This window comes from Phyllobacterium pellucidum (genome assembly GCF_013327855.1).
GTDB classification, from domain to species: domain Bacteria; phylum Pseudomonadota; class Alphaproteobacteria; order Rhizobiales; family Rhizobiaceae; genus Phyllobacterium; species Phyllobacterium pellucidum.
In genome coordinates, this window is sequence record NZ_JABUMX010000001.1 from 755982 (window position 1) to 771397 (window position 15416).

Consider the following 15416-nt stretch of genomic DNA (forward strand, 5'->3'; position numbering starts at 1 on the left):
CTTCGTGATGGCCCAGCGAGTGTAAAATCGGTGACTAACCAAATATTAACCGCGATGCGGCGACCATCCTTGGTTAGTATGGGTTTGATCGCACCGTGTGAAGGATTTCCGTTTGACGATCCGCGTGCCCAGATTTGCCATTGCAACGGTCCTCGCGGCCTTGTTTCTCGGCGACCCGGCGCAGGCGGCATCCGAATTCACCACGCCATGGTCGAACAAGGCGCGCGCCATCGTTCTCGACGGCTACGAGCACAATTCCTTCAATCTCGTTGAAATCGCCAAAGACCCGAGGATTGCGGCGTTCATCCACAAGGGATCGGACGGCCTGCCGGCAAACTACCAGTGCAAGCGCATCGCCGATGCCATGCAACAGGAGCTGTGCAAACGCATCTGGCGCAATTATGCAGTCTCACGCGAGCTTTACCAGACACGCCGGATTCTGGCGAAGGCGCTGGGGTTAAAATGGGGCGCTTATCACCTCGCGCGCCCGGGCAATCCCATCGAGCAGGCAAACCATTTCGTCGATTATGCCGAACCGAGCGACGACGAACTCGTCGCCATCGATATCGAAGAGAACGATCCGTCGAAGTTCATGTCGCTGCAGGATGCGGAGATTTTCGCTGAGCACATCAAGTTCAGGATCGGGCGCTATCCGGTCCTTTATACGAATGGCACGACCGCGCGTTACATCGCCGACCATCGCCTGGAGCTTCCGATCCTGTCTCGCCTGCAGCTCTGGTACGCGCGCTACGAAAGCGATATCGCGCCGCATTTTCCCAAAGGCAACTGGCGCGATTACGCCCTTTGGCAATTTACCTCGCCGAGCAACTGCAACAAGCAGAAGTGCCCCTACCGCCCGGCCGGAACCAACCGCGACATCGACGTCAACATTACCGATATGACCGTGGCGCAGTTGCGGCGGGCGTGGCCGTTCGGCGAACTGGTTGATGCGATACCACCTGACGACTTGCCGATGCCAGGCAATCGCCCTTCGCCGCGCGACGATATATTGATGGCAGCGGCACAGCCGCCGCTTATTGATTACCGGCGCCTGAAGGAAATGACGGTAACATTGCACGCCGCCGCAGCGAACTTCCTTGCCGAAGCCTCGACACTGCTTGAAAGGAATGACCCGCGCACAGACAAGGTCGACCGGTCGATAACAGCTTCGATCTCGCTGAAGTTGGATACCGACGAAAGGCTGAATGGACTGTCGGCACGCAAGGCGACCGTGGAGCAGTTGTGGACCAGTCTACGCGAAGCCTCCGAGCCGGCGGCACCCGACCAGCGCGTCGTGGTAACCCATTACTGCTTCAAATACTTCGTGCCCAAGTCCAGGCAAACGGTGGAAGGGCAGCTTGCTGCGCTCGATCCCTTCCTATAGCGCGGCGGTCTTTTCGCGCTCGATGGCCCGCCAGCCGATGTCGCGCCTGTAGAAGCCCTCCGGCCAATCTATCTTGGCAATGGCAGCGTAGGCTGCGGCCTGAGCCTCCGCCACGGTACGGCCGCTTGCGGTAACGTTCAGTACGCGCCCGCCATTGGCGACGAGTTCGCCGTCTTTCTCTGCCGTTCCGGCATGAAATATCTCGACGGAACCGTCCGCAGCAGCCGAATCGAGCCCCCTTATGACGCTGCCCTTTTCAGGCGCAGCCGGATAATCCCGCGCGGCCATGACAACAGTCAATGCAGGTTCATCATTCCAGCGCACCGAAACCTGATCGAGCATGCCGTCGGCAGCGGCCTTAAGCAGCAGCAGCAGATCGTCCTTCAAGCGCAGCATCAGGACCTGCGTTTCCGGATCGCCAAACCGCGTGTTGTACTCGATCAGCTTCGGCCCGTCCTTCGTGATCATCAGCCCCGCGAAGAGAATGCCGCTGAACGGCGCGCCGATTTCCGCCATGCCGCGCATAGTCGGCTCGATTAGTTCGCGCATCGTCCGGTCGATCATCGCCTGCGGCATAACCGGGGCGGGCGAATAAGCACCCATGCCGCCGGTGTTGACGCCGGTATCGCCTTCGCCGACGCGCTTGTGATCCTGGGCGGTGCCGAATGGAAGCGCGGTCTTTCCGTCACAAAGGCAGAAGAAGCTTGCCTCCTCGCCATCGAGATATTCCTCCACCACGACCTCGGCGCCGGCACCGCCAAAGGCTCCGGAAAAACAGGCGTCAACGGCGTCGAGCGCTTCCTGCAGCTCGAATGCCACCACAACGCCCTTGCCGGCGGCGAGACCATCGGCCTTGACGACGATCGGCACGCCCTGTTGCCGGACATAAGCCTTGGCGGCATCGGCTTGCGTGAAACGCTGGTAGGCGCCAGTCGGAATTTCGAAACGGGCGCAAAGGTCTTTGGTGAAGCCCTTCGAGCCTTCAAGCCGAGCCGCAGCCTTGGACGGACCGAAAACCAGAATGCCGGCGGCGCGAAGTTCGTCGGCTATCCCGGCAACCAAAGGTGCTTCGGGTCCGACCACGACGAAATCAATGGCGTTTTCCTTGCAGAAAGCGACGATCTGCGCATGGTTGGCGGGGTCGAGCGCGACGCACTCCGCGACCTTGGCAATGCCGGGATTGCCCGGCGCGCAATAGAGCCTCGTCAATACGGGCGAGGCCGCGATCTTCCATGCCAGCGCGTGTTCCCGGCCACCGGACCCAATAAGCAGGACTTTCATTGACATCGTGCTCCGCATGTTTACGAGTTGCCGTGTCGGTATGGCCTTGACGCTTGAGGGTCAAGCACCTCGCGCAAATTTGCCCGGAAATACGTCTATAATGCTTGACTGCATCGCTGCCCGCTGCAAGGTCAGGCCATGACTTCAGAGAAAGACACGATCCAGTCGACACAATCGCGCGGCCGCGTATTCGACGCGCCGTCGGGCCATTGGGTCTATCGCACGCTTCCGAACTGGCTGTGGCCCTATGCCCAGCTGGCGCGTTGGGACCGTCCCATCGGCTGGTGGCTTCTGCTTTGGCCTTGCTGGTGGGGCGCGGCACTCGCCGCCAGCGCTGGCGCAAAGGTAGGCGACCCGATCTGGTCGGTCCTGCCCTCGCCCTATCACCTTGTTCTGTTCCTCGTCGGCGCCATCGCCATGCGCGGCGCCGGCTGCACTTATAACGACCTTGCCGATGAGGATATCGACAACAAGGTGGCACGCACGCGCTCGCGGCCACTGCCATCAGGACAGGTGACGCGCAAGCAGGCCAAGGTCTTCCTCATTCTGCAAACCCTGGTCGGATTGGTGGTGCTGCTGCAGTTCAATCGTTTCACGATCCTGCTTGCCATCGCATCGCTGGTGATCGTCGCGATTTATCCGTTCATGAAGCGAATCACCAATTGGCCGCAACTCGTGCTCGGGCTTGCCTTTTCCTGGGGCGCGCTTGTCGGCTGGTCGGCGCATTTCGGCGCGCTCGCGTGGCCGGCTGTCCTGCTTTATGCCGGAACGATCCTCTGGGTCATCGGCTACGATACGATTTACGCCCACCAGGACAAGGAAGACGACGCGCTTGTTGGCGTGCGTTCAACCGCCCGCCTTTTCGGCAACCGCACGCTCGAAGCGCTCATGATCCTTTACGGAGGAGCGCTGGCGCTGTTTCTCTGGGCCTTTGCCATGGCGGAAGTGCCGATGCCAGCAGTCGCCGGCCTGCTGGCCGCCGGCGCGCATATGTACCGGCAGATCATGACCCTCGATATCGAAAACCCTTCAGAGTGCCTGCGCCTCTTCAAGTCGAATAGCGTCGTCGGCTGGCTGATCTTCCTCGGCCTCGTCTTCGGCGGATTGTGGACCGTGGTCAAGCCGATGTTCTGATTGCCGGGGCTCCGGCCTATCTGGAGCCCTGGGCAATCACCTCCTGGCCCCCGATGACCAATCGCAGTCCGAGATCGCCGACCTTGCGCCGGGCGAGGAACCTTGGCCGGCGGCGACGAGGCTCGCGGCCCTGCCGGCGCTCCTTCGGCGCGGAAACGGTCACAGGACCGATGCTCTGTTCGAGCTGCCGCGCAATACCGTCCTCCTCGACCAGCATCATCGGCAGGGCGAACAGCGAGGACCAGGCGCGCCAGTCGGCGGCGATGTCGTTGAGGTCGTGGGCGACCAGCAGAGGTACGGAAAGATGCGGGTCGGTGTGCATGAGTTCGAGCGTGACGGTGATATCGCCGAGTTCGTCTTCGGTTGCCCGCGCGGTAACGCCCAGAAAGGCGCAAGCCGGCAATGCTAGTGAGACCGGCAAATGGCTCGCCGGCAACAGGCGTTTTACCACCGCGCCGCGCTCATGCAGCGTGAAAGTGACATCGCCGCGATCATCGCGCGTGGCATAGGTGACCGTTTGTGGCAGGTGGAATGGATCAAGCCGGAACTCCCGACCTGCCCAAACCGGCTTGGCTCCGGCTTTGTTCATGTGACGCCTTCTGTCGATCCTGAGAGCCGGTATTCCGGTCATCTCGTTTTATTTCCCTGTAGAGCGGACCGTTTTCGGTCTCGTATGGGGAAACAATAGGCGCCGACTCTGCCAATCCCGCTTAATGAACGGGGTTAACTCTTTCTCATCGCGAAGGATGGTTATCGAAAACCAACCGGCTCCAAGATTTTGGTAAGGCGGATGAATGAAAGGTTAGGGATACAGCCGTGCACTGGGCATGTCACCACCCTGTGGGCTGCCGCCCATCCCAAGGGTGAAGATACTTTGAGGCTAAAAGCCAAAGCCCGGTAGGCCCTGCACCGGGGGCGATCCAAGCTAAATCCACCAGGAGCTAAAGCACCTTGCCGGGGTTCATGATTCCGGCCGGATCGAATGCCTTCTTTATGCGGCGCATCAGGTCGAGCGCCACCGGTGATTTCGTCTCGGCGATTTCCTTGCGCTTCAACTGGCCGACGCCGTGCTCGGCGGAAATCGAGCCCCGATAGGCGCGGACAATACCGTGGACCCGTGTGTTCACCTCGACCCAGCGCGCTAGAAACGCCTCCTTGTCCGCACCAACCGGCTGCGAAATGTTGTAGTGGAGGTTTCCGTCGCCCATATGGCCAAAGCAGACGATGCGCGCGCCAGGAACAAGATCGAGCACAGCCTCGTCGGCCTCGGCGATGAATTCGGGAATGCGGGCGACTGGCACGGAAATATCGTGCTTGATCGATCCGCCCTCGGGCTTCTGGGCGAGCGACATGGCCTCGCGCATGTGCCAGAAGGATTTCTCCTGCGCCGTGCTGTCGGCAATCGTCGCATCTTCGACAAGACCGGCCTCGTAGGCTTCGGTGAGGATCGCCTCGATGGTCTCGCGCGCATCCTCGGCGGAGCGCGACGAGGATATATCGATAAGGACATACCATTGGTGGACGCCCTGCAGCGGATCCCGCACGCCATCGGTATGCGCGACGGAGAACTCGACCCCGATGCGCGGCATCAGCTCAAAACCGGTGAGCGACGGTCCGGCATGGCTTTGCGCTATCGCCAGCAGTTTCAAGGCATCCTCGGGGTTGGCCAGCCCGGCATAGGCGACGCCCTTGCCGCGCGGCAAGGGAAAGAGCTTCATGACCGCCGCGGTGATCACGCCAAGCGTTCCTTCCGCGCCGACGAAGAGGTCCTTGAGGTCGTAGCCGGTATTGTCCTTCTTGACATAGCGAAGGTCATTGAGAATCTCGCCGGTCGGCAGCACGACTTCGACGCCGAGGCAGAGTTCACGCGTATTGCCATAGGCAAGCACGGCCGTACCGCCGGCATTCGACGAGAGATTGCCGCCGATCTGGCACGATCCTTCTGAACCGAGCGACAGCGGAAACAGCCGGCCTTCGCGTTCCGCTGTCTCCTGCAACGTCTGGAGGATGACGCCGGCTTCGACGATGGCAAGGTTGCCTGCCGGGTCGATGGAGCGAATGCGGTTGAGCCGCGAAAGCGAAAGGATCACCTGCTGTCCGCTGGCATCGGGCATCTGCCCGCCGACGAGCCCGGTATTGCCACCTTGCGGCACGATCGCCGTACCGGTTTCGGTCGCGAGTTTCAGGATCGCCGAGACTTCCTCGACGGTCGAGGGTCGCAGGACCAGCGCTGTCCTGCCGCCAAATTTTTCGCGCGGTTCGATCAGGTACGGCTCGATATCGTGGGCGTTGCGCAGCGCATTGCCCTCGCCGACGATGGCGGAAAAGCGCGCAAGAAGATCAGGCGTCAAACTCATTTTATCTCATCCATTTCAGCAATTGCCGCGTCACGGGGTGCGGCGGCACGAACAAGCCGGTCATTGATCGCTTCGCCAAGTCCCTCGAAAGGTATGGGCTCCACGGCGATCACCGGACGTTTCAGGCGATCGAGGCGCTTCATGAAGTCGAAGAGGTTGGCGGCCGCCTCGCGCAAGTTGCCCGTCTCGCTGAGATTGAGGGTGGCACTGGCATTTTCAGCCTTTTGGGCACGGCTCGGCCCGAATGCCAGCAGTGCCTCACCTTCCCTGACGTCATGCACGTTCAGCCTCACACGCGCCGAGGGCGCATAATGTGAAGCCATCATACCTGGCGCCTCTATCGCCGCACGCTGATCAATGCGTTCGAGCCTGGTCCCTATGACCGACTCGATGTCTTCAGCCGCCAAGCCGCCCGGACGCAGCAGTGCGACGCGCGTCCCGTCGAGCTTTACGATGGTCGATTCCAGGCCGACCTCCGAGGGGCCGGCATCGAGAATGAGGCTGATCCGCGCGCCGAGATCCTCGTTGACCGCTTCGGCGCTGGTGCCGCTGATCTTGCCGGAGGTGTTGGCGCTTGGCGCGGCAAGCGGGTGGTCGAGCGCCGCGATGATTTTGCCGGCGACGCCGCGCGGCATGCGCAGCGCAATCGTGTCGAGACCGGCGGCAACGAGGGGGTGAATGGCGGTATCGGGCTTGAGCGGCAGAACAAGGGTGAGTGGCCCCGGCCAGAAAGCATGCATCAAACGCCGCGACAGTGGATCGATCACAGCGTAGCGTTCGGCCATGTCGATATCCGAAACATGGCAGATCAGCGGGTTGAAGTGCGGCCTGCCCTTGGCTTCGAATATGCCGGCGACGGCGTCGCCATTGGTGGCATCGGCGGCAAGGCCATAGACGGTCTCGGTCGGAATCGCGACGAGCTTACCCTCGGCAAGCGCACTGGCTGCCGTTCGCACTGCCTGATCGTCTGTCTTCAAAATCGTCGCCAAGGCGCTCTCCGATACCGGACTTGCCTACACGATGCCGCTATCGCCTCGCAAGTATCGGCTGATGAACACGCCGAATGAGTTCATGCGTAAAATTGTATCAATCCGAATCAAGGCTTGGCAATAAATCGCTGTTAAAGCTCGCTTTTAACAAAGAAACGTCACGGGGATTAGGACGAAAATGCTGCGCCAGACTATCGCTGCCACCGCCATGATCATGCTAATGGCCCCCGCTTACGCAGGCGGCTCCATCGACGTTGTGAGCGGATCGGCAACGCCGAACTCGATCTCCTATGTGGGTTTTGACAGTTTCGACGCAACCGGCAACCCGATCTGCACGCCTTGCGAGGCGCAGCAGGCCGCGGAAGCAGCACGACTGAAAGCCTATGCCGAGCGGCGCGAACGGTCGCGGCAATATATGGCGCGCCTGCAGGGGCGCGAAGTTCCAGCCGCCGCCGAAACGGCAACCGCCGCCGCTCCGGTATCTGATTCACCGATTGCAGCGAATGCCGCCGAACTCGTGCCGGCCGGCGAGCCAGTGCCGCAAAGGGCGCTCGCTGATGTGGCGGACACGCCGCTGCGCACAGGCCTGCAGTGAACGTTAGGCGCTCACCGAAAGAGGAAGCGCCTAACGCTTTGTCACCCCACGATCTTCGAGAAGTCCGCCACGGTAGTCGTGGCCGTGCGGATGCGCGCGAGCAACGCCAGGCGGTTGGCCCGGATAGCCGGGTTCTCGTCGTTGACGAGCACCTTCTCAAAAAATGAATCAACTGGTTCGCGCAATGCACTAAGTGCGATCATGGCGCCGGAAAAGTCTTCATTTTGAATCGCTTGCGCGGCTTCCTTCTCGGCTTGATTCACCGCCGCGGACAAGGCTCTTTCCTCGTCCAGATTAAATAGCGCAGCATCGACAGCATTGGCGATCTGCGTTCCCTTCTTTTCCTCGGCGCTCAGAATGTTCGCGGCGCGCTTGGTGCCCGCGAGCAGGTTTTGGCCTTCCTCCGTGTTGAGGAAGACGACGAGCGCCTCGACACGGCGGGCGATCAGCAACAGGTTGTCGGCGCGCTCGGTAAGCACCGCATCGATAAGATCATGGCGGGCGCCAAGATCGCGGAGGTAGACCTTCATGCGGTCATGGAAGAAGGCGAGCAAATCAAGCAGCACAGGATGCGCCTCTTCGATTACATCGCTGCGAAGGCGCTTTTCAAAACCGGAAACGGCGTTGATGACATCTTCTTCGCCATCGACGTCGCCCGACTGCTGAGCGGCCTGATGTTGCTCGTAGCCTTCGACGCGCTTTTCGATACTGTCTTCACGCAACTGGGAAAGTGCCATTTCGAAGACCGGCATCAGTTCGATCTTCCAGTCATTGGAAAGCAAAAGTCGAACGACGCCGAGCGCCGCCCGGCGAAGGGCAAACGGGTCCTTCGAACCCGTCGGCTTTTCATCGATCGCCCAGAACCCGACAAGCGTGTCGAGCTTGTCGGCCAGGGCCACAGCCACCGAAACCGGATCGCTCGGCACGATATCGGAGGGGCCCTGCGGCTTGTAATGCTCTTCGATTGCAGCAGCGACCGAAGGATGCTCGCCCTGCAAGAGCGCATATTTACGGCCCATGCCGCCCTGCAATTCCGGGAATTCGCCGACGATCTCGGTCGTAAGGTCCGCCTTGGCGAGAACGGCAGCGCGCATGGCAAGCGCCGGATCCGCGCCGACGAGTGGTGCGATCTCGCGGGCAAGCGCCCTTATGCGGATAATGCGCTCGCCCTGTGTGCCGAGCTTGGCGTGGAACGTAACGTTGAGCGCGTCGAGCCGCGCCATGCGCTGGTCGAGCGGCTTCGCAAGATCGAGATCGAACCTGATCGCAGCGGCGGCGAGCGTGTGCATGTCCGGCAGGTCATGCTGGTCCGTGTTCCAGAAGTAAAGGGCATCGGAGAGCCGGGCGCGCACGACCTTGCCGTTACCGAATGCTATCTCGCGTCCGCCATCCTTGGCTTCGATGTTCGAAACGAGGATGAATTTGTTCGACAGGGGATTCTCACCAGCTCCCGCAGCTTCGCTGTGACCACCCCCATCCGAGGGCGAGGTTGACGCGTTGCGGCCATTCTTGCCCTCCTCTTGAAGCGAAGGGGCGGACCGGAGAGCCGGGGTGGGATGAAGCGTCTGCTTGCGCGTAACGAAGCATTTCTGGTTGGTCTTGATCGTCAGTCGGACTACTTCCGGCGGGATCGCGAGGAATTCTTCCTCGAACTCGCCCATCAGGACGACCGGCCATTCAACAAGCCCGGATACTTCCTCAAGCAAGCCCTCATCCTCGACCAGGTCAAGGCCGGACGCAAAGGCAATGTTCTGGGCATCGGAAAGGATTATTTCCTTCCGCCGGTCGGCGTCGAGCACCACCTTGGCCTTTTCAAGCTTTGCGACGTAGTCATCGAAACGGCGAACGGTTATCGGCTTGCCGTCGCTGAGGAACCGATGGCCATAGGTGACGTTGCCGGCGCGCAGCCCATCGACCTCGAAATCGACGACAACGGGCTCCTCGGTTTCCGGACCGAAAGTGCAGAGGATCGACTGCAGCGGACGCACCCATCGCAGGCTTCCAGGCTTCGACGAGGCGGTACCCCAGCGCATCGATTTCGGCCAGGGGAACTCACGGATGATTTTCGGCATCAACTCGGCGATGATCTCTTCGGCGGGACGACCCGGCTTTTTCAAGTGAGCAACGTAGAAATCGCCTTTCTTGGGGTCGGTGTGGACATGCGCCTCGGAGATATCAAAGAGACCGGCGGAGCGAAGGAAGCCGGCAATTGCCTGTTCCGGCGCCTTGACGCTCGGTCCCTTGCGTTCCTCGTGAATATCTTTGGAGCGCGCGGTCAGTCCGCGCACGTCCAGCGTCAACCGGCGCGGTGTCCAGTAGTCGCCTGCCGCCTCGTAGGTCAGGCCAGCCTCGACGAGACCATCCGTGACAAGCTTTTTTAGATCCCCCGCAGCCTTGCGCTGCATGCGAGCGGGAATTTCTTCCGAGCGGAGTTCGAGCAATAGATCAGGCATTATACGGACTCGCTTCTGAAATTAACGCCACCGGCTTCCGTGAGCAAAAATGCCTCGCCGCACTGCCGGGCGAGATTGCGTACCCTCAAAATATAGCTCTGCCGCTCGGTGACCGAGATGACGCCGCGCGCATCGAGAAGGTTGAAGGCATGGGAGGCCTTGATGCACTGGTCATAGGCCGGCAGCACCATCTTATGGATGGCGGAATTGTCGCTTTCCCTGGGGGCGCCCGCCTTGAGCAGGGCCTCGCATTCGACCTCGGCTTCCTCGAAGTGGCGAAGCAGCACGGCCGTGTTGGCATGTTCGAAATTATAGCGCGAATATTCCTGCTCGGCCTGCAGGAACACATCGCCGTAGGTGACTTTCTCGTCGCCTTCAAGTCCGTTGAAATTGAGATCATAAACATTGTCGACGCCCTGCACGTACATGGCGAGACGCTCGAGACCATAGGTCAATTCGCCGGATACGGGCGAACATTCAATACCGCAAACCTGCTGGAAGTAGGTGAACTGCGAAACCTCCATCCCGTCGCACCAGCATTCCCAGCCGAGGCCCCAGGCGCCGAGCGTTGGGCTTTCCCAGTCGTCTTCGACGAACCGGATATCGTGCAGGAGCGGATCAAGGCCGATGGCGCGCAAGGAACCGAGGTAAAGTTCCTGAAGGTTCGCCGGCGATGGCTTCATGATCACCTGATACTGGTAATAATGCTGAAGACGATTGGGGTTCTCGCCGTAGCGTCCATCCTTCGGGCGGCGCGATGGCTGCACATAGGCGGCTTTCCACGGCTTCGGTCCGAGCGAGCGCAGCGTCGTCGCCGGGTGGAACGTGCCCGCTCCCACTTCCATGTCATATGGCTGCAGGATCACGCAGCCGTGCTCTGCCCAGTAATTGTGAAGCGTCAGAATGAGACCCTGGAACGAGCGGGCCGGCTGCAAGTGATCGGGCAAGGAGGAAGACACCGGGCGACCTTTTGGCAAGAAGGATTGGAGTGCACGTCCTAAGGCGTGCACTCCTACCGGTCAAGCAAAACGACGTGATCAGCCCTTCTTGTCGGGTGCCGGCGCAGGCGCAGGCTCGACGGGCGGCTTGGGCGTCTCGGTGCCATTTTTGGCGACACCCGGATCCTTTTCATCGGGCAATCCATTTTTGAGCTTTTCCTCGATCTTCGCCAGATCTTCCGGCTCGGGCTTGGAATCGCGCGCATGGGACCACTGGAACGTTGCTTCGAGCTTGCGGCCGGCGCGCCAATAGGCATCGCCCAGATGGTCGTTGATCGTCGCATCTTCGGCCCGCAGCTTCACCGCCTGTTCGAGCTGTGCAACCGCCTCGTCATAGCGACCGAGGCGATAGTATGCCCAGCCGAGCGAGTCGACGATATAGCCGTCCTGGGGACGCGCTGCGACGGCCTTCTTGATCAGGTCGAGGCCCTGCTCGAGCTTCATGTTCATGTCGATCCAGGAATAGCCCAGATAGTTCAGCACTTGCGGCTGGTCCGGATAAAGATCGAGCGCCTTGAGGAAATTGGGCTCGGCCTTGTCCCATTCCTTCAGTCGCTCATAGGCGATGCCGCGCTGGTAATAGATCGACCAGTCTTCCCGCTTGGGGTTTGCCAGCGCCGCCACGGCCTTGTCATAGGTCTCGGCGGCCTGCCGGAAATTCTTGTCCTGCGAATAGATGCTGCCGATCGCAAGATAGGTACGCATGTCCTGGGGATCGCTCCCGAGCAGGCTGTTCAACTCGGCAATCGCCTCGTCATTGCGCTTGAGGATCGCCAGATTGATCGCGAGTTGCATCTTCGCGTCGCGGCTATAGGGCGAATCGGCGGGAATGCGGCCGAAATAGTCGATGGCCTTTTCAGGCTGTTCGAGCTTGGCGCTGATATCGCCGAGCTGGAACAGAGTGGCGTCGTTGTCCGGACGCAGCGGCATCGACATCTGCAGATAAAGCTTGGAGAAGGCTTCGGCGCCATTGCGATCGATCGCCGTCGCAATCGTATAAAGCACTTCGGCAGCGCCCTGCTGCGGCGTCTGGATCAGCGGCTTCACCGTCTTGGCATCGCCAATTTCCTTGCCGAATTCGGTCAGCACCATACGTCCCGACAGCATTTCCGAAGCTTGCTGAATCAGAGCCACCGCGCCGTCGCGATCGCCATTCCTGAATTTGAACGAGGCAAACGCCTCAACCAGCCGCTCATAGGTATCGGGCGCCGCAGCGACACTGACCTTGTCGTCAATCGCGTCCTGGTAAAACTTGGCAGCCTTGTCCTTTTGCCCGGCCATATCGGCGATCATCGCCGAATTATATGTCTTGAACAGGTTGAAGCCTTCGGGACCCTCAAGCTTGGCGATCATCGACAGCGCCTCGTTCGGCTTGCCAGCACCGGCCTTTGCCCAGGCCGAGATCAGCCCGGTGATCATCCGGTCGAGGTCCGACTGCAGCGACAGCATCATCAGGGTATTGACCTTCTGATACTGCTTGCGATTCATCGCATCGATGCCGAGCGCGAGGCGGGAGAAGCGTTCGATCTCCGGCACGGCCTTCAACTCTTCGGCGATCGGCAGGGCCTGCTTGAACTGGCCGTCGGTCAAAAGCACAAGGAGCAGGCTCTGGCGCAGCTCGGTGTTCTTCGGATCGAATGTCAGCGCCTGCCGGTAGAAGTTGATCGCGCTCCCGAAATCATTGTCGCGCTCGGCGCTACGTGCCGAGAGAAATGCGCCTGAAAGCGTGCCTGCGTTCAAAGGTGGCGGGGCCTTGCTGGTGGCTGCCTCCGCAGCAGCTGCACCCACGGTCAAGACGGCGAGTGTTGCCCCCATAACGGAGCCGAGCAATTTACTACGCCGCATAACAGAAAACCTCATTATCTTTCCAGTTTGCATGTTTGGCCGAATCCAGTGAGCCAACCATGGCCTTTTTACGGTTCTCTCTCAACATTCATTGAAAGATTAGAACCGCCGCGATGGCCCCACAGCGGCTTTGCTTGATCAATTTCGTGTCAATTGACCCTGCTGATGCAGAAATCGATGACTTCGAGGAGCGCATCCTTTTCCGGCGAGCGGTCGAGGGGGGCCAGCGCATCGCGGGCAATGCCGCCAAAATGGCGCGCACGCTGTATAGTATCATTGAGCGCGCCATATAGCGTCATCAAACCTTTGGCTTTCTCGAGGCCCTTGTCGTCATTTGCGCCGTTTTCGAGCGCTTCCTTCCAGAAGTGGCGCTCTTCCGAGGTTCCGCGCCGGTAGGTAAGCACGACCGGCAGCGTGATCTTGCCTTCACGGAAATCGTCGCCCGTGTTCTTGCCGAGATCCTTGGCGTTGCCGCCATAGTCGAGCGCATCGTCGACAAGCTGGAAGGCAAGGCCGAGATTGAGCCCATAGGAGCGCAAGGCCTGGCGATCCGTGCGCGAGGCGGCAGCAATGATCGGGCCGACTTCGGCGGCGGCGGAAAACAGCGCGGCGGTCTTCGCCTTGATCACGGCAAGATACTCATCTTCCGTCGTTTCGAGATTTTTCGCGGCCGCAAGCTGCATCACTTCGCCCTCGGCGATGATGGAAGCGGAGGTTGCGAGGACGTCGAGCGCGTCAAGCGAGCCGACATCCACCATCATCTTGAAAGCCTGTCCAAGCAGGAAATCGCCGACGAGAACACTCGCCTGATTGCCCCAGATCATGCGGGCCGTGCTCTTTCCACGCCGCAGGTCGCTTTCATCGACGACATCGTCGTGGAGCAAGGTCGCGGTGTGCATGAACTCGACACTGGTCGCGAGCTTTACGTGCCCATCGCCCTGATAGCCGAACATGCGCGCGGCAGCGAGCGTGATCATCGGGCGCAAACGCTTGCCGCCGGACGAGATCAGATGGTTCGCCACTTCCGGGATCATCTCGACGTCCGAACCAGCCTTGGAAAGGATGAGTTCGTTGACGCGGCCCATGTCCGCCTTGGTCAAATCGACCAATGGCTGCACTGATCCCGTCGTATTCTTCTTCTCGTCAAGACTGACAACAACGCCCAAAACGAAACTCCTGCGGTTCTGGCCTGATGCGGCGACACCTTATTTTGACAGGATATATCCCGCAAGCGGCGAATTGGCGCGCAGAAATAGCAAGGGATACAAATTCGTGATAAGCGCTGGCCTGAACCCTGTGCTCCAACGCGGTATGGCCATGATCGAAATAATGCGCACCAACGACCCCGTCGTGATTTCCTTCGTGGAGTCGCTCCTCAAAGAGGCGGGGATCGCCCATTTCATTGCCGATTCGAACATGAGCATCATGGAGGGATCGCTTGGCGTCCTCGCGCGCCGGATCATGGTCGATGGCGAACGCGAGATGGAAGCCCGGCAGCTTCTGAAAGATGCTGGAGTAGAACAGGAGCTCCGCAGCTGAACCATGCTCGCCCGGGACGTTCCCCACACGATTGACGCGTTCCACCGCGGCCGGTTCCATCTGCTTCAGCCTGCCGCCAAGGGCCACCGTTCGGGCGTCGATGCCATGATACTTGCAGCCACCGTGCCGAGCGGCTTTTCCGGGCGCGTTGCCGATCTCGGGGCAGGAGCCGGCGCCGCCGGCCTTGCCGTCCTGTCGCGCTGCCCCGACGCCAGCGCCGCCCTGGTGGAGCGTTCCGACTACATGGCCGCCTTCGCACGCAATTCGCTTGATCTGCCGCAAAACGCACCGCTTTCGGGGCGCGCCAAGGTGATCGAGGCGGACGTCACCCTTGCCGGAAAAGCGCGAATCTCCGCCGGGCTCGGCGATAATGAATTCGATTTTGCCATCATGAACCCGCCCTTCAACCTGCCGACGGATCGCTCGACTCCGGACCCTGTTAAGGCGGAGGCGCATGTCATGACGCCCGGCATGATGGAGCAATGGATCAGAACGGCGGCCGCCATCGTCAAGCCGGGCGGCGGCATCGGGATCATTGCCCGTCCGACGTCGATCGCCGATCTTCTCGACGCTCTCAAAGGCAGGTTCGGCGGATTGATGATCGTGCCGGTTCAGCCTCGCCCGCAGGAAGCTGCTATCCGTATTGTGATCAAGGGAACGCGCGGCAGCCGCGCCGGCCTGACGTTGGAGCCAGCCTTGGTCATGCATCACGCAAGCGGCAATGGCTTCACCGAACGGGCGGACGCGATCAATAACGGTCTCGCCGCGCTTTTTTAGATCGCGGCATTGCGAATTGTCGCGCACCGCCTACATGCTCCGAAAGCATTGTTTACAAAGGAGA

At 60.5% G+C, this 15416-nt stretch carries 13 protein-coding genes; 5 read left to right on the plus strand and 8 right to left on the minus strand.

The genetic code is table 11. From position 1 onward, the window contains the following. Positions 1 to 112 precede the first annotated feature (112 nt). A complete protein-coding gene (locus tag HQ945_RS03660) occupies positions 113 to 1384 on the plus strand; it encodes a glycoside hydrolase family 25 protein (RefSeq protein WP_246272491.1) in 1272 nt (423 codons plus the stop codon). Here HQ945_RS03660 and purD read toward each other — a convergent pair. Then, entirely contained in the window at positions 1379 to 2665 is a 1287-nt protein-coding gene (gene purD, locus HQ945_RS03665) for a phosphoribosylamine--glycine ligase (protein ID WP_113281763.1), read from the minus strand. The two genes, HQ945_RS03660 and purD, sit on opposite strands and share 6 nt — an antisense overlap. A 138-nt stretch (positions 2666 to 2803) precedes the next feature. On the opposite strand from purD, the gene ubiA reads away from it, so the two are divergent. Beyond that, the gene (gene ubiA / locus HQ945_RS03670) at positions 2804 to 3799 is read left to right on the plus strand and encodes a 4-hydroxybenzoate octaprenyltransferase (RefSeq protein WP_174207663.1); all 996 of its coding nucleotides are present in this window, start codon (positions 2804 to 2806) and stop codon (positions 3797 to 3799) included. Between the two features lie 16 nt (positions 3800 to 3815). On the opposite strand, the gene HQ945_RS03675 is transcribed toward ubiA, so the two are convergent. The 3 genes from HQ945_RS03675 to HQ945_RS03685 form a co-directional block, all read right to left on the minus strand. After that, positions 3816 to 4388 carry a DUF6101 family protein gene (locus HQ945_RS03675; RefSeq protein ID WP_027230101.1) on the minus strand — a complete coding sequence of 191 codons (573 nt, stop codon included), beginning with the start codon at positions 4386 to 4388 and terminating at the stop codon, positions 3816 to 3818. A 352-nt stretch (positions 4389 to 4740) separates the two neighbouring features. Continuing rightward, a complete protein-coding gene (locus HQ945_RS03680) occupies positions 4741 to 6156 on the minus strand; it encodes an FAD-binding oxidoreductase (protein ID WP_113281767.1) in 1416 nt (471 codons plus the stop codon). Beyond that, positions 6153 to 7145 carry an L-threonylcarbamoyladenylate synthase gene (locus tag HQ945_RS03685; protein WP_113281769.1) on the minus strand — a complete coding sequence of 331 codons (993 nt, stop codon included), beginning with the start codon at positions 7143 to 7145 and terminating at the stop codon, positions 6153 to 6155. The genes HQ945_RS03680 and HQ945_RS03685 overlap by 4 nt, the downstream gene beginning before the upstream one ends. Before the next feature lie 178 nt (positions 7146 to 7323). Here HQ945_RS03685 and HQ945_RS03690 point away from each other — a divergent pair, with 178 nt between their 5' ends. Beyond that, positions 7324 to 7740 carry a hypothetical protein gene (locus HQ945_RS03690; RefSeq protein ID WP_113281771.1) on the plus strand — a complete coding sequence of 139 codons (417 nt, stop codon included), beginning with the start codon at positions 7324 to 7326 and terminating at the stop codon, positions 7738 to 7740. A gap of 41 nt (positions 7741 to 7781) precedes the next feature. On the opposite strand, the gene glyS is transcribed toward HQ945_RS03690, so the two are convergent. The 4 genes from glyS to HQ945_RS03710 all read right to left on the minus strand — a co-directional run bounded on the left by glyS (position 7782) and on the right by HQ945_RS03710 (position 14202). After that, positions 7782 to 10193 carry a glycine--tRNA ligase subunit beta gene (gene glyS / locus HQ945_RS03695; protein WP_113281774.1) on the minus strand — a complete coding sequence of 804 codons (2412 nt, stop codon included), beginning with the start codon at positions 10191 to 10193 and terminating at the stop codon, positions 7782 to 7784. Continuing rightward, positions 10193 to 11152 (minus strand): glycine--tRNA ligase subunit alpha, encoded by a 960-nt coding sequence (locus HQ945_RS03700; RefSeq protein ID WP_113281776.1) that lies wholly within the window; start codon positions 11150 to 11152, stop codon positions 10193 to 10195. The genes glyS and HQ945_RS03700 overlap by 1 nt, the downstream gene beginning before the upstream one ends. 78 nt (positions 11153 to 11230) lie before the next feature. Then, the gene (locus HQ945_RS03705) at positions 11231 to 13036 is read right to left on the minus strand and encodes a tetratricopeptide repeat protein (protein ID WP_113281778.1); all 1806 of its coding nucleotides are present in this window, start codon (positions 13034 to 13036) and stop codon (positions 11231 to 11233) included. A 149-nt stretch (positions 13037 to 13185) separates the two neighbouring features. Beyond that, positions 13186 to 14202 carry a polyprenyl synthetase family protein gene (locus tag HQ945_RS03710; RefSeq protein ID WP_174207664.1) on the minus strand — a complete coding sequence of 339 codons (1017 nt, stop codon included), beginning with the start codon at positions 14200 to 14202 and terminating at the stop codon, positions 13186 to 13188. Between the two features lie 151 nt (positions 14203 to 14353). Between HQ945_RS03710 and HQ945_RS03715 the strand changes: the two genes are divergently transcribed. Both HQ945_RS03715 and HQ945_RS03720 read left to right on the plus strand, forming a co-directional pair. Continuing rightward, a complete protein-coding gene (locus tag HQ945_RS03715; RefSeq protein WP_027230107.1) occupies positions 14354 to 14575 on the plus strand; it encodes a putative signal transducing protein in 222 nt (73 codons plus the stop codon). Positions 14576 to 14578: 3 nt separating this feature from the next. Further along, on the plus strand, positions 14579 to 15352 hold the full coding sequence (locus HQ945_RS03720; RefSeq protein ID WP_091919472.1) for a tRNA1(Val) (adenine(37)-N6)-methyltransferase: 774 nt from the start codon (positions 14579 to 14581) through the stop codon (positions 15350 to 15352). Positions 15353 to 15416: the final 64 nt, after the last annotated feature.

Coding starts and splice junctions, on each gene's coding strand:
- purD (WP_113281763.1), bottom strand. CDS start 2,665: ATGAAAGTCCTGCTTATTGGGTCCGGTGGCCGGGAACACGCGCTGGCA.
- ubiA (WP_174207663.1), top strand. CDS start 2,804: ATGACTTCAGAGAAAGACACGATCCAGTCGACACAATCGCGCGGCCGC.
- HQ945_RS03675 (WP_027230101.1), bottom strand. CDS start 4,388: ATGAACAAAGCCGGAGCCAAGCCGGTTTGGGCAGGTCGGGAGTTCCGG.
- HQ945_RS03680 (WP_113281767.1), bottom strand. CDS start 6,156: ATGAGTTTGACGCCTGATCTTCTTGCGCGCTTTTCCGCCATCGTCGGC.
- HQ945_RS03690 (WP_113281771.1), top strand. CDS start 7,324: ATGCTGCGCCAGACTATCGCTGCCACCGCCATGATCATGCTAATGGCC.
- glyS (WP_113281774.1), bottom strand. CDS start 10,193: ATGCCTGATCTATTGCTCGAACTCCGCTCGGAAGAAATTCCCGCTCGC.
- HQ945_RS03705 (WP_113281778.1), bottom strand. CDS start 13,036: ATGCGGCGTAGTAAATTGCTCGGCTCCGTTATGGGGGCAACACTCGCC.
- HQ945_RS03715 (WP_027230107.1), top strand. CDS start 14,354: ATGATCGAAATAATGCGCACCAACGACCCCGTCGTGATTTCCTTCGTG.
- HQ945_RS03720 (WP_091919472.1), top strand. CDS start 14,579: ATGCTCGCCCGGGACGTTCCCCACACGATTGACGCGTTCCACCGCGGC.